Origin of the sequence: Nostoc sp. DedSLP04, assembly GCF_034530775.1 — a bacterium.
GTDB lineage: Bacteria > Cyanobacteriota > Cyanobacteriia > Cyanobacteriales > Nostocaceae > Nostoc.
This window is the reverse complement of record NZ_JAVRCL010000040.1, coordinates 1-12,800: the sequence shown is the minus strand read 5'-3', so window position 1 is coordinate 12,800 and position 12,800 is coordinate 1. Positions and strand designations below refer to the sequence as shown.

Below are 12,800 nucleotides of genomic sequence, written 5' to 3'. Positions count from 1 at the left end.
GGACTAAAAGAAGTAATCAAAGAGTTTTTAGTATCGATATTGGCAAGCATTAATATGCTGCTGGAGTTGATATTAAGTAGCAAATTCCGACACCAACCCAGTTACAATCTGTAAAGAAACTGAAAAGGAACGACGGAATGCGTGTTGCAATCGTAGGTGCGGGACTGGCTGGGCTAGCAACCGCAGTGGATCTAGCTGATGCTGGTTGTGAAATAGAGATTTTTGAATCTCGTCCGTTTGTCGGCGGTAAAGTTGGCAGTTGGGTTGATGGAGATGGCAACCATCTAGAAATGGGGTTGCATGTATTTTTCGGGTGCTACTACCAACTATTTGACTTAATGAAAAAAGTGGGGGTGTTAGAAAACTTACGCCTCAAGGAACATACCCACACTTTTATTAATAAAGGGGGGCGCACTGGTGCTTTAGATTTTCGTTTTATTACAGGTGCGCCTTTCAATGGGTTAAAGGCATTTTTCACTACTTCCCAACTATCGTTGCAGGATAAATTGCAAAATGCGATCGCTTTAGGTACTAGTCCGGTAGTTCGCGGATTGGTAGACTTTAATGGGGCGATGAAAACTATCCGCAATTTAGATAAAGTTAGCTTTGCCAATTGGTTCCGCAGTCATGGTGGAAGTAATGGGAGCATCAAGCGGATGTGGAACCCCATTGCTTACGCATTGGGATTTATTGATTGTGAAAATATGTCTGCCCGTTGTATGTTAACCATATTCCAGTTATTTGCAGCTAGAACTGAAGCTTCAGTTTTGCGAATGCTGGAAGGTTCTCCATCTGAATATTTACACAAGCCGATTCTGGAATATCTGGAAGCTAGAGGCACCAAGGTTTATACGCGCCGACAAGTTCGGGAAATTGAGTTTACTGAGTCAGCTGAACAAACCCGTGTCACTGGTATAGTAGTTGCCCAAGGTGATGCAGTAGAAACTATCACCGCTGATGCTTACGTTTTTGCCTGTGATGTTCCAGGAATTCAACGCATCCTACCCCACGAGTGGCGTAAGTGGTCAGAATTTGACAATATTTACAAACTGGATGCAGTGCCAGTGGCTACAGTGCAGTTACGCTTTGATGGTTGGGTAACAGAACTGAACGATGGAGAGCAACGTAAACAGTTAAACCATGCGGCTGGAATCGATAATTTACTTTACACAGCCGATGCTGACTTTTCTTGTTTTGCCGATTTAGCGTTGACTAGCCCTGCTGATTATTATCGCCCAGGACAGGGGTCTTTATTACAGTTAGTGCTGACACCGGGAGATCCGTTTATTGCCCAAAGTAATGAAGCGATCGCACAGCATGTTCTCAAGCAAGTCCATGAACTGTTTCCTTCGTCGCGAGAGCTAAATATGACTTGGTACAGTGTTGTAAAGCTTGCTCAGTCTCTCTACCGAGAAGCGCCAGGGATGGATGCATACCGCCCCAACCAAAAAACACCAGTAGATAATTTCTTCCTTGCTGGGAGTTATACTCAGCAAGACTACATCGACAGCATGGAAGGTGCTACTATTTCTGGACGGCGTGCGGCAAAAGTGATTTTGGAGAGTTTAAAGAAATAACGTAGACACGCAGTGGCTTGCCCCAGGCTACTCCAAAGGGTGCAAAGAACGCGATCGCAAAGCATCTCCTAGAGAAGGAAAAAGAGAAATGCCAGACTGGTTAGAGCATACTGTGCAGGTAGAAGTAGAGGCTCCCATAGATTTAGTATGGAGCCTCTGGTCTGATTTAGAGCAAATGCCCCGGTGGATGAAGTGGATTGATTCGGTGAAAATTCCGCCAGATAATCCAGATATATCTCTTTGGAAATTAAAAACTGGCAGTCTAGAATTTTCTTGGCAATCCCGAATTCTCAAAGTTATTCCTAATCAAATTATCCAATGGGAATCTGTTGATGGTTTGCCGAATCAGGGAGCGATTCGCTTTTATGATCGCCACAATAGTAGCATTGTCAAAATGACCATTTCCTATGCTATCCCCGGCATTCTTGGCAAAATTATGGATAACTTGTTTTTGGGGCGGGTGGTTGAATCGACAATTCAAGCTGATTTGGAAAGGTTTAAAGAATACGCGCTGAATGTTAAAGGTAATTGATATAGATAGAAAAATCAGGCATTAGGAAACAATGTATAAAAGTTTCTTGCTGTCTGATGAAAAAATATGGATTTTCTAAGGGTTGGAGAATGTTCTATCTTACACCCTTATAAGGTCGTTGTGGTTACGATTGTAACACTCTGCACATTATTGTTATCAGAAAGTTGTGTAAGATGGTTTAAAATTGCTAGCAATAGAACACAAAACTTTATTAATTGCTAAAGGTATATCATCGGGAACATCAATATATTCAGTACATATATTTTCATTTTTAAGATTCCTTCCCAGGCTATCACAATAAATAACAATCCTTACACCTGTAGGACTGTTTATAGAACTATTTTCAATATGTAATTCATAAATATCAGTTTCATCAAAACTCTCATCAGTAGTCTCATAAATTGAATAAAATTTTACTGGGACATCAAAACTAAGGATTCCTGTATCGACATAGTTGATACGATTACCGTTTTCATCTTCAAACCAAGAATATTCAAAGCCATAATCCTTTAAATGTTGAATAAGTTTTGGCTTGATTAATTCCTGAGACATGATTAAATTCCTTTTTGTTTAGGACAAACTCTATTTGATTCTTATTCAATAACTATAAAAATCATCTATGTATAAAAAAAGAGTAATAACACTTAAAAATATTATTTCAACCAAAATAACCTGCGATCGCGCAAATTTTGCAGCATTAGTTACCACCTACTCAATTGCCTTAACTTACTGTTGGTTCTGGAAGTGAATCACCCGTAGCTTCGTAAGCAATAATTAGAGACTCTAAGGCTTCAATCCCATTTGCCACAGCTAACTCATAAGTATCCCCATGAGTCCGCCAGCGTTGTCCTAGAAAATCAGGGAATCCTACCAAAAAACAATTATCTTGTTCAGACCATTGAATAAGCATTTGGTATTTAAGTTTACTCATCTTGTTTCTTTTCCTCTACTTCCTTATCTGATATTTTGAACTTAGAGGATTAAAAAACTACCAAGTTGGGTCGCTAAACAAATTAATCGTCAATTCTTCGCGTGGCGGTACTCCGGTAATACAAGCGCGAACGATCTCTCCATCCTCTAATTCGACGGTGCAAGCGTGACAAGACCCCATGAGACAACCGGTGGGAATAAATACCCCAGCCCGGTCTGCTACGTCTAAGAGGGCTTCTCCCACTTCGGCATCTACTGTGACATCATCTGGTAAAAAGCGGATACGAACAATCATCAATGTTACGCATTTAATAGAGTTGTCATTTGTCAGTTGTCCTTTGTCCTTTGCAAATGACCAATACTTCTCTACGAGAGGCTGCGCCAACGACTACGCAGTAGTTGAGCGCAGTCGAAACTCTGTACAAGTGACCAATGACTAATGACATTTCAACGCATTTTAGCTTAAGACAAAAACAGACTTAAGTCTAAATGGCTCTCAACTTCAATGGCTAGAGAGTCTAAAATTTGCTCTCGCTGTTCTCGATAGTTAGCAACACCGGTGGGCAAAGATTTTAAACCCCGCTGTTGACGGAGGCGATTTAACCAAGCGCGTCGCCAAGGGCCATTGTCAAAAAGTCCGTGGAGGTAACTTCCCCATACTGATTGACAACTATCTACTAACCCTAAATTAATATCGTCAAATAGGGCATGGTAAGATTGGGGATCTATACCTTGCTGTTCAATGCGCGATCGCCCTTGGTGGATTTCAAAGCCATTTACTGGTAAACCTTGTTGGGGATAATTTGAGCTAACTTGGCGCTGGCGGGCGATTTTTTGTCCTGTAATCACAGTTCTGATTGGTAAAAGATTTAACCCTTGAAATCTGCCAGCTTGTCCCTCTATCCCCTCTGGATCGGCGATGATTTGACCGAGCATTTGATAGCCACCGCAGATACCTAAAACCGTTCCCCCAGAAGCAGCGTAGTTTTGGATAGCTTCTGCCATACCGCTTTTTTGCAACAGTAGCAAGTCAGCAATTGTGGTCTTTGTACCTGGGATAATTACGGCATCAGGATGTCCCAAATCTTGCTTAGGACTTAAGTATTTAATTGAAACTGTACTTTCTGATTCCAGTGGGTCAAAGTCGGTGAAATTGGCAATTCTTGGTAAGCGGATGACAGCAATGTTGAGGTCAGTTTGGGCTTTATTTGACGACGATTGACGTTCTAGCAAGTCAAGTGAATCCTCGGCTGGAAACATCTGTTGCAAGTAGGGTATAACACCGATAACGGGGATACCTGTGCGTTCTTCTAACCATTTTATCCCCGGATCTAAGAGCGATCGCTGCCCTCGAAACTTGTTAATTACTATACCTTTAATTAAGGCGCGTTCATCTGGTTCCAATAACTCTAGGGTTCCAACAACATGAGCAAAAGCACCACCCCGGTCAATGTCAACTACTAATATGGTTGGTGCATTTAAATGTTTTGCTACCCGCATATTAGTTAAGTCGCGGTGCTTGAGGTTAATTTCCGCTGGACTACCAGCACCTTCACAAACCAGCATGTCAAATTCTGTTCCTAAATGCTGTAGCGATTCTTCAATTGTCCGCCACCCCAGTTCAAAATATTGCTCGTAGTAATCTGAGGCACTGACTTTACCTACAGACCTACCTTTAATAATTACTTGGGAAGTCATATCCCCTTGCGGTTTGAGTAAAATGGGATTCATTTCTACCCAAGGCACGACTCCCGCTGCCCAAGCTTGCACTGCTTGAGCATAGCCAATTTCTCCACCACTGGCAGTAACATAAGCATTTAAAGCCATATTTTGACCTTTAAAGGGAGCCACTCGCCAACCACGCCGCGATAAAATGCGACAAATAGCTGTAGTTAAAAGTGATTTCCCTGCATGGGATGTTGTCCCCACTACCATAATTGATTTCATAGTTGCTATCACTTAGTTTTTCAAGATACAGATTTAATTTTTAGGAGCGAACAACAAGGGAGCAGGGAAAGTGGAAAAGCGGGGGAGCAAGGGAGCAGAGGAGAAAGTTGCAGTAAGTTTTTCCCCTCTGCCTCTGTGCCCCTTTGCAACTCTAGCTTTTGTGCTTAATACCCAATACCCAATACCCAATGCCCAATGCCCAATGCCCACTATAACCATCACAAATAGCAGTTGCACGGTTATGGTAAAGACTTCATGAATAGATATGATGTTTCCGTATATATTGTTCCCTTTGATTCCCTAATCCTAACTCTTAGGTTTTTATTCTAAAAAGGTATCCGTAACCAACGAATCACAGCATCATAAAAACGATCGCGCCATGAAGGAGTACGCCAATTTTTCCCTTGGTATTGTTCTACTAACTGGCGTCCCAAGGGAGTGAGACGAAAACTATCTGTAATTCCCTGACCATCAACTTCTCGGCGCAATACACCTACTTGAATCAACCAGCCCAAAGCGTCATCACAAGCTAATTCTGATAAAGGGCGTTTAGTATAGCCCTGCTTGAGTCCATTTTCCAGAGCGATCGCAGTTACTGATACACTCTGGTGTCCCATCAGTTCAAATAAAGATACATTAAAAGGCGAACACACTAGCGATCGCTCGGCTCTTTCTACTGTGTTTTGAGGATAGACAAAAATATTTGGGTTTTGGGAATCAACAGCAGCCATTGTGTATTGGTAGAAATTTTTCTTCTAACAAAGATTAATTTAAGAATATATTTTTTCTTGTACCAAATACCCCATTAAACCAAAATTAGTTACCTAAAGTGTATTTATCCGATTTTTTAGTAATTATATTTAAACATTATAAATTAATGTAAAATTTCAAGTGCATCAACAATCTGAAACAGGAAAAGTTAATTATGCCTCTAGCAGTTGGTACGGATGCACCTGCATTTACCGCCAAAGATACAAACGGCAACACAGTTTCGTTATCTGATTTGAGGGGGAAGACGGTTGTTTTATACTTTTACCCCAAAGATGACACGCCAGGCTGCACCAAACAAGCCTGTAGTTTTCGGGATGCCCAGTCTCAATATCAAGGTAAAGATATTGTAATCTTGGGAGTCAGTGCAGATGATGAAGTCTCCCATCAGGCATTCACCCAAAAATATAATTTGAATTTTCCCCTACTGGCTGACACCGACAAATCCCTCATCAAAGCTTTCGATGTGGATGGCGGCGGTTATGCCAAACGCGTCACCTACGTAATTGACCCCAGCGGTAAAATTACCCATGTTGACGCTAATGTAAATACCAGCAACCATGCTAGCGATATTTTAGCTGCACTTGGGTTGTAGTTTTTTACCCGATCATTCAGGTTTTTTTTATAGTTTCAACCCCAAGCCTCTAGAAGCTTGGGGTTCTTTGTTTGAATTCAGTTACCTGATGGTGTCACCGATGGCGATGTAACTGATGGTAGTATAATCGTTGGCAAATTATTGGGGGTTGGTTGCTGTTGTTGACCTTGAATTAGTTTTTGTTGCCTTGCTTTAAAGGCTGCTGCTGCTGAGTTTAGTTCTTCGTTCTGTTGGTTAGAATCCCAGTTGAGATTCCCGAAATTTGCCCGATGAATCAGATCGAACATATTAAAATTGTCTGAGTTGGAACGGGCGAAAGGATCGGTATTTTGGTCTGTTGTACTATTGCTGGGGAAAGCATCCGTTGGGCTGCTGATTTGAGCGGAACTTGGTTGAGCCATGAGCAAGGAAGCAAAGCTAATTCCTGCTGCCGTAGCTAGAAAGAGTCTAGTAATTTGTAAAAATGGTTTTTTCATGGGTTTTGACCCTAAATAAAATTGATCTATTTTATCTTTTTAAGCCAGAGTCCGCCGCAGTTGGGGTTGAATACTCAGCAACGCGACTAGGGCAAAGCCAAACAACACCAGCAATGCTCCCCCAAAGGTAACATCGCCCCAAGGAGCCTGCATCACTATACTACCTAGTTCCCAACTACTGTGGAAATAGAGATAGCGAATTGGTTCGATCGCATAACTGAGAGGATTCAGGGTAGCTACAACCTGCAACCATTTAGGCATGAAGGATAGGGGTGCTAAAGCAGTACTGGCAAACAATAGTGGTAGGTTAGTGACGAAAATCACTGCAATCAATTCAATGTGTCCGGGTAGAGCAAAAGCTAAACCGAGGGAGATGGCTGTTACACCCAAAGCTAAGAGCAAAACAATTAGAGCGATCGCACTTAAACCAGCTACATCTGGAAGTCCTGCGCCCAAAAATGCTGCTGCTGCAACAATTACGGCTGCTTGCAACAAACTTTGGCTGATGATAAAAATGGCTGAGGCAAAAACAATGGAAAACCGCGATGCTAAGGGTGCTACTAGCAAACGATTCAAAAAGCCGAACTCGCGGTCAAACATTACGGGTAAACCAGCATTCAGCGCCCCAGCAAAGGCTGTAAACACAATGATGCCAGCAGCTAAAAATTGTCCGTAATTTGTTGCTGTATTACCAAATATACCCTTGGGGGCATTTTGGAACAAAGCGCCAAATAGCACTAACCACATTACTGGCTGAATAATTCCAGCAACCAAAGATGAGGGACGGCGTTGCAACTGAATGAACAAGCGACGAGTTAAAGCCAACGTCTCTTGTACCAATTCACCGAAAAAGTTAGGTGCAGTATTAACATCTGCTTGCGGCGATGCTAGCGGCTGCCAATTGATATCAGATTTAGGAGTAACACTCATGGCAATTTTGGATTTTGGATTTTGGATTTTAGATTGGGGATTGGGATTAGGGGAGAGATGACAGGTGACAGAGAATAATCTGTACCCTCTAACCTGTCACCTATTCCCTTCTTCACTCCCCATTCCTTATCTCATATTCTGCTTCTTTTCAGCTTTGGGATCGCGGGTGGCGACGGCTGCGAGTTCTGCATCCAGTAAGGTGCGTCCTGTGGCAGCGAGATAAACGTCATCGAGGCTGGGGCGAGATTGGGCGATGCCAAATATGGGCAAGCCAGCGGTATTCAGCGCTTGCTGTATGTTAATCAGAACATCATTCTGAGGTGTCACTACCAAGTTGAGTGAATTACCTTGAGCGCTGTTGATGATGACTTCTTGGACAAAAGGTAAAGGTTTCAGGAGGTTTTTAGCTTTTTCAGCTTCTTCAATGGGGGAAAACTCGCGGATTCGCAAGGTGATGCGATCGCCCCCTACTCGATCTTTCAATTGCGAAGGTGTATCGCTGGCAATGACAACGCCGCGATCTATAATTGCCACGCGATCGGCTAAAGCGTCAATTTCTTCTAAGTAATGGCTGGTAATTACTACCGTCGTCCCAGAAGCGCGTAATTTTTTGAGGAAATCCCACACCACAAAACGGGTTTCTATGTCAAGCCCTACAGTTGGCTCGTCCAATACCAGAACATCCGGTGCATGGAGCAATCCAGCAGCCAAGTCTAGGCGCTTACGTAAACCGCCTGAGTAGGTTCCTGTCTTTTTGTTGGCGTATTCTTGCAAACCGAGTAAGTCTAATACCGTCTCAATCCGCTGTTTGGCTATTGCCTTTGGAAGGTGATAAAGTGCTGCTTGCAATTGCAGCAGTTCTTTTCCAGTCAACACCTTATCTATAGCGACTTCCTGAGCTACGTAGCCTAGTCGTTGTCTTGCCACTTTCGGATTATCTAACACAGAGATGCCAGATACTTCGATAATGCCTGCATCCGGTGTGGTTAGCGTACACAAAGCACGCAAGGTTGTAGTTTTCCCCGCACCGTTGGGGCCAAGTAAACCAAAAATTTCTCCTGATTCTACCTGAAAAGAAACATCCTGGACGGCAACCACTGTACCGTAACGTTTTTGCAGATTTTGAATTAAAACGGCGGGAGCCATGACAGCCGATCCCCAACTATACAAATCTCAATAAAGTCTATCTTTATTGTAGAAGGTAGAGAGCAAGTAAATAGCGCATGAGCGAAAATCTGTAAACAAATTCCCGTTATGCGCTATGCTGCCAAAAATTTTTAATTATTCTAAACAAGTTGCTTGATTGCGTTTGTAGCGAAACAAACCAAATACGACAGCAACTAATCCTAAACCTGGAAGATTTCCAGGCTCTGGAACTTTACGAATGGGAGGCTTAGGCGGAGTGTAGTACTTTATTGGCACATCTGGCAGATCGCCATTAAATAGATAGTTGTGAGACTCACCATTTCCTGTCAAAGAAGCTACCACGACATTGCCGTTAACTTGACCGTTATTGAAATTGAAATTAGCCAAAGGCGCAAGAATACTACCTTGGATGCCAATTCCACTAGCAGTTAAGTTAGTTGCTTCATAAAAGTTGTAAATTACCTTTTGTTTATCTGCACCAATGATATTAAACCCAAAGTTTTGCAGCGACACATCCTTACCGCTGATATTGACAACGATAGTTGAATTTGCGTCCCCCTTAATTTCAAAATAATTTGTCTTGGAGACAGATGAGCCTGCAAGATTAAAAACATTGAAAGCAGTACCACTGCCACTAAGGTTAATAGCACCCCAAGGTTGAACTGTTGTGTTACCAGTAGGAGTCAAGGTTGCCAAATATTCAGATAGTCCTCGCAGTTGTTTCCCTGCTTCATTGAAGTTGATGGGATTTCCCTGGCTGAGAGTTCCTTGGGGAAATCCCACATTGCTGGATACATTGGCACTGCCTCCATAGACAGCATTACCGTGGTAGACTTGACCGTTGCTCAGAGTTAAATTCTGTCCAGCAACTACTACGTTGCCGCTATTACCAGAAAGTCTGCTTCCAAGTCCGCCGACGAAATTTATGTTACCGCCAGCAGCAACTTTTCCTTCGATATCTGTATATTTTTGAGAGATATCTCCCAAAACAAATACATTGTAATCAGAGGCAGCGCCTAACTCAACTGCGTTCGCTCTTGCTGAGAAACCCAGCGCTAGAGTGACTACAATCGGAACTGTTACTAACCCCCAAATATAATAGGTTTTTGATTTCATCTTCTAGTTTAGGAATCATCAAGACGATCCTATGGGTATAAATCAAAGATTGCACTAGTTAGCTAGCTATTTTTATTGAAGTTTCACATTAGTATAACTACTATATACTTTTATCCAAATTATCTGCTCAACCGCATATTTACTGTTGACTGCATGAATTAAATTTTTATCAACAATAATTCAGGAGTTAGGAGTTAAGACGTTATTTCAAAACTTTCAAAGTTTTGAGGCTAGTATGATTGTAACCACTGATAAATCCCTCCATCGCCTGGATGTGTTGCAGGTAATCAAGAAATCAAGAATGGATTTCTTGATGACTTCTCCCGGCATTAACAAGGGAATTCGTGGAGGATAGGGATCTTTATTGTAGAAGGTGGAGAGCAGAGTTGATCTGAGTTTAAAGTTGCTCGATCGAGGAAGTAAACAATAGACAGAGGGAGAGTAGGGGAGCAAAAAGAATCTTTTTCCTTTCCTGCTTTTTGGCAGGATTGGTAATTGAGCAAAACCTAAAAATTACCCATTCCTAAATTCCAGTTAACATCATAGACCGTTTTATCGACTAGGGCGGATATATCCTTCTGCTTCCAATTTTTTTAAGGCACTTTGGGCTGCTACTTTTCCATATCTTATACCAATAGCAGTAGATTCCTGACTGATTTGGGGAATAACGGTAATTGTTTTTTGTCCTAAAGGTGTCTGATAAAATGCAATGATTTGTTTGATTTCCTCATTAGTAAAGTATTTATTATAAATAGGAATAATCTCATTTACAATATCATCTATCTTGAGTTCAGCAGCAAAAGTATCCCAAAATTTTTGAGGAACTTGGGGGTATTCGGACTTGAAATCATTTAATAGTTGAGTGATAATCTGTCTAGAAAGATTTTTCGCGCCAGTTATCTCTAACAATTTCTTGATATTATTATTTTTTTCTATTTCTTGAGCATTGTTACTTGGTGCAATAGTATTAGTTGGACTTTGAGCAAAAGTAACTCTATTGAAGGTCGTTACTAAGGAAAGTACAACTGCTGGTACGAACAAAAAATTTATCTTCATTGATTTAAATTTATTTTTAAGAAAGGATTATTTAGGTAAGTTTGACAAAGGAGGAAAGATTGTGAGTAACGATCTCAAATTATTATCCTTAAATTTACCATATAAGTCATTCTTTTACTACCTTTAGGGTGCGGAAACTACTATCAGCACAACCACCGATCAATCCTCCCATTGCCTGGATTTGTTGCAGATAGTCAAGGACGGGTTTGGCGATCGCTTCTCCCGGCATTAACACAGGAATTCCTGGGGGATAGGGACAGACGATTTCAGCACAAATGCGTTTATTGGTTTGTGTCAAAGGTAGGATTTCACTGACAGCAAAAAAAGCTTCACGGGGAGAAAGTTGGAAAGCATAATCTAGTGTTTTGTCTAAATTTAGCCAAACCTGGTTTTTAACAGTCAAGTTGCTTCGGCGATATTCTTTGGCGAGGGTAGTGAAAGCTTGCACTAATTGTTCAATATCGGCTGGGGTGTTGCCTAAACTAATGATAAAGGTGAGATGTTGTAGTGAGGCAAATTCAGCAGTGACAGCAAATTTTTCATCTAGAATTTCATCTGCTTCAAATCCGGTTAAACCTAAACCAGAAACAGTGACAGTTAGTCGCGTTTTGTCTAAAGTTACAAAGCCGGGAGATCCCCCCAACCCCCCTTTTAAAGGGGGGCTTAAAAATGATAATCCAGGAATTTGACTGATTCTGGTTCTAGCTTCTTCAGCAAGTTGCAAAGTGCGAGACATCAACATTTTTCCGTGGAGTGCCATTTGCTGACGCGCTGCATCTAAAGAAGCTAAAAGTAAATAACTAGGACTGGTAGATTGTAAGAGTTGCAAAGCTTTACTGATGCGATCGCCATCTATCCTATTACCCTGAATATGCAGCATCGATGCTTGTGTCATCGCACCGAGTACCTTGTGGATGGATTGTACAGTTAAATCAGCACCTACGGCTAAAGCTGGAGTGGGTAATTCTGAATGAAAGGCAAAGTGTGCGCCGTGTGCCTCATCTACGAGTAGAGGGATATTATATTGATGTGTAATGTTGGCGATCGCACTCAAATCTCCACAAACACCGTAATATGTTGGATAAACTATTAATACTGCTTTCGCATCTGGATGTTGTTGGAGTGCAGCTTGTACAGCATTGGGTGTAATGCTATGAGCAATATCTAAAACTGGATCGTATTCAGGATTGAGAAAAATTGGTATAGCACCAGAGAGAATTAAACCTGCGATCGCCGAAGAATGTACATTCCGAGGCAGAATAATTTTATCGCCTGTGCCACAGGTAGCCAGAATTGCCGCTTCAATTCCACAGGTAGAACCATTGACAAGGAACCATGTTTGCGAAGCACCAAATGCCTCAGCTGCAAGTTGTTGTGCTTCTTGAATAACGCTTTGGGGTGCAAAAAGATTATCTAAATTTGCTAATTCGGTTAAATCAGCCTGAAAGACGGCTTTACCAAGTAAGTCAGCCAAAGGTTGAGAAATTCCCTCACCTAGTTTATGTCCTGGAGTGTAAAAAGGCGCATGAGGTCTTGCTCCATTCGCTTTTAAGGCATCTAATAAAGGTATTTGGTTTTGATTGAGCATTTTTGGGAAAACGAACCGTTAATGATAGAATCTTAAATCTGCTAGGGCATATTGAGTACTCCGAAATAACAAATGAGTACTCCAAAATAACAAATGAGTACTCCGAAATAACAAATGAGTACTCCGAAATAACAAATGA

Annotated in this window: 14 protein-coding genes; 3 read left to right on the top strand and 11 right to left on the bottom strand. The window is 41.6% G+C overall.

Annotated features, from left to right (window positions below; genetic code table 11):
- Nucleotides 1-137: 137 nt before the first annotated feature.
- A complete protein-coding gene (zds, locus tag RMX89_RS21750) occupies nucleotides 138-1,577 on the top strand; it encodes a 9,9'-di-cis-zeta-carotene desaturase (RefSeq protein ID WP_322690411.1) in 1,440 nt (479 codons plus the stop codon).
- Between the two features lie 88 nt (nucleotides 1,578-1,665).
- Complete coding sequence (locus RMX89_RS21745; RefSeq protein ID WP_322690410.1) at nucleotides 1,666-2,109, top strand: SRPBCC family protein; 444 nt, start codon at nucleotides 1,666-1,668, stop codon at nucleotides 2,107-2,109.
- A 156-nt stretch (nucleotides 2,110-2,265) separates the two neighbouring features.
- On the opposite strand, the gene RMX89_RS21740 is transcribed toward RMX89_RS21745, so the two are convergent.
- The 5 genes from RMX89_RS21740 to RMX89_RS21720 all read right to left on the bottom strand — a co-directional run bounded on the left by RMX89_RS21740 (nucleotide 2,266) and on the right by RMX89_RS21720 (nucleotide 5,717).
- Complete coding sequence (locus RMX89_RS21740; protein WP_322690409.1) at nucleotides 2,266-2,661, bottom strand: hypothetical protein; 396 nt, start codon at nucleotides 2,659-2,661, stop codon at nucleotides 2,266-2,268.
- Between the two features lie 169 nt (nucleotides 2,662-2,830).
- Nucleotides 2,831-3,040, bottom strand: a complete 210-nt coding sequence (locus RMX89_RS21735; protein ID WP_322690408.1) for a type II toxin-antitoxin system HicB family antitoxin — start codon at nucleotides 3,038-3,040, stop codon at nucleotides 2,831-2,833.
- 57 nt (nucleotides 3,041-3,097) lie between these two features.
- On the bottom strand, nucleotides 3,098-3,334 hold the full coding sequence (locus tag RMX89_RS21730) for a 2Fe-2S iron-sulfur cluster-binding protein (RefSeq protein ID WP_322690407.1): 237 nt from the start codon (nucleotides 3,332-3,334) through the stop codon (nucleotides 3,098-3,100).
- A gap of 167 nt (nucleotides 3,335-3,501) precedes the next feature.
- Nucleotides 3,502-4,986: a cobyric acid synthase CobQ gene (gene cobQ, locus RMX89_RS21725; protein ID WP_322665527.1), complete on the bottom strand. Its 1,485-nt coding sequence runs from the start codon at nucleotides 4,984-4,986 to the stop codon at nucleotides 3,502-3,504.
- 326 nt (nucleotides 4,987-5,312) lie between these two features.
- Nucleotides 5,313-5,717: an Npun_F0494 family protein gene (locus RMX89_RS21720; protein ID WP_322690406.1), complete on the bottom strand. Its 405-nt coding sequence runs from the start codon at nucleotides 5,715-5,717 to the stop codon at nucleotides 5,313-5,315.
- A gap of 194 nt (nucleotides 5,718-5,911) precedes the next feature.
- Between RMX89_RS21720 and RMX89_RS21715 the strand changes: the two genes are divergently transcribed.
- Entirely contained in the window at nucleotides 5,912-6,349 is a 438-nt protein-coding gene (locus RMX89_RS21715; protein ID WP_322674261.1) for a peroxiredoxin, read from the top strand.
- 77 nt (nucleotides 6,350-6,426) lie between these two features.
- Here RMX89_RS21715 and RMX89_RS21710 read toward each other — a convergent pair whose 3' ends face one another.
- The 6 genes from RMX89_RS21710 to RMX89_RS21685 all read right to left on the bottom strand — a co-directional run bounded on the left by RMX89_RS21710 (nucleotide 6,427) and on the right by RMX89_RS21685 (nucleotide 12,661).
- Nucleotides 6,427-6,825, bottom strand: coding sequence for a hypothetical protein (locus RMX89_RS21710; RefSeq protein WP_322674262.1), 399 nt, complete (start codon nucleotides 6,823-6,825; stop codon nucleotides 6,427-6,429).
- 39 nt (nucleotides 6,826-6,864) lie between these two features.
- Nucleotides 6,865-7,755 carry an ABC transporter permease gene (locus RMX89_RS21705; protein WP_322690405.1) on the bottom strand — a complete coding sequence of 297 codons (891 nt, stop codon included), beginning with the start codon at nucleotides 7,753-7,755 and terminating at the stop codon, nucleotides 6,865-6,867.
- A gap of 126 nt (nucleotides 7,756-7,881) precedes the next feature.
- Nucleotides 7,882-8,901, bottom strand: coding sequence for an ABC transporter ATP-binding protein (locus RMX89_RS21700; RefSeq protein ID WP_322674264.1), 1,020 nt, complete (start codon nucleotides 8,899-8,901; stop codon nucleotides 7,882-7,884).
- A 135-nt stretch (nucleotides 8,902-9,036) separates the two neighbouring features.
- Entirely contained in the window at nucleotides 9,037-10,017 is a 981-nt protein-coding gene (locus tag RMX89_RS21695; RefSeq protein WP_322690404.1) for a choice-of-anchor A family protein, read from the bottom strand.
- Nucleotides 10,018-10,569: 552 nt separating this feature from the next.
- Nucleotides 10,570-11,073, bottom strand: a complete 504-nt coding sequence (locus RMX89_RS21690; RefSeq protein ID WP_322690403.1) for a DUF2059 domain-containing protein — start codon at nucleotides 11,071-11,073, stop codon at nucleotides 10,570-10,572.
- 106 nt (nucleotides 11,074-11,179) lie between these two features.
- Nucleotides 11,180-12,661 carry an aminotransferase class I/II-fold pyridoxal phosphate-dependent enzyme gene (locus RMX89_RS21685; RefSeq protein ID WP_322690402.1) on the bottom strand — a complete coding sequence of 494 codons (1,482 nt, stop codon included), beginning with the start codon at nucleotides 12,659-12,661 and terminating at the stop codon, nucleotides 11,180-11,182.
- Nucleotides 12,662-12,800 lie beyond the last annotated feature (139 nt).

What these genes read in the sequence shown, in the direction of transcription:
- zds (WP_322690411.1), top strand. Translation starts at nt 138, where the DNA reads ATGCGTGTTGCAATCGTAGGTGCGGGACTGGCTGGGCTAGCAACCGCA.
- RMX89_RS21745 (WP_322690410.1), top strand. Translation starts at nt 1,666, where the DNA reads ATGCCAGACTGGTTAGAGCATACTGTGCAGGTAGAAGTAGAGGCTCCC.
- RMX89_RS21740 (WP_322690409.1), bottom strand. Translation starts at nt 2,661, where the DNA reads ATGTCTCAGGAATTAATCAAGCCAAAACTTATTCAACATTTAAAGGAT.
- RMX89_RS21735 (WP_322690408.1), bottom strand. Translation starts at nt 3,040, where the DNA reads ATGAGTAAACTTAAATACCAAATGCTTATTCAATGGTCTGAACAAGAT.
- RMX89_RS21730 (WP_322690407.1), bottom strand. Translation starts at nt 3,334, where the DNA reads ATGATTGTTCGTATCCGCTTTTTACCAGATGATGTCACAGTAGATGCC.
- cobQ (WP_322665527.1), bottom strand. Translation starts at nt 4,986, where the DNA reads ATGAAATCAATTATGGTAGTGGGGACAACATCCCATGCAGGGAAATCA.
- RMX89_RS21720 (WP_322690406.1), bottom strand. Translation starts at nt 5,717, where the DNA reads ATGGCTGCTGTTGATTCCCAAAACCCAAATATTTTTGTCTATCCTCAA.
- RMX89_RS21715 (WP_322674261.1), top strand. Translation starts at nt 5,912, where the DNA reads ATGCCTCTAGCAGTTGGTACGGATGCACCTGCATTTACCGCCAAAGAT.
- RMX89_RS21710 (WP_322674262.1), bottom strand. Translation starts at nt 6,825, where the DNA reads ATGAAAAAACCATTTTTACAAATTACTAGACTCTTTCTAGCTACGGCA.
- RMX89_RS21705 (WP_322690405.1), bottom strand. Translation starts at nt 7,755, where the DNA reads ATGAGTGTTACTCCTAAATCTGATATCAATTGGCAGCCGCTAGCATCG.
- RMX89_RS21700 (WP_322674264.1), bottom strand. Translation starts at nt 8,901, where the DNA reads ATGGCTCCCGCCGTTTTAATTCAAAATCTGCAAAAACGTTACGGTACA.
- RMX89_RS21695 (WP_322690404.1), bottom strand. Translation starts at nt 10,017, where the DNA reads ATGAAATCAAAAACCTATTATATTTGGGGGTTAGTAACAGTTCCGATT.
- RMX89_RS21690 (WP_322690403.1), bottom strand. Translation starts at nt 11,073, where the DNA reads ATGAAGATAAATTTTTTGTTCGTACCAGCAGTTGTACTTTCCTTAGTA.
- RMX89_RS21685 (WP_322690402.1), bottom strand. Translation starts at nt 12,661, where the DNA reads ATGCTCAATCAAAACCAAATACCTTTATTAGATGCCTTAAAAGCGAAT.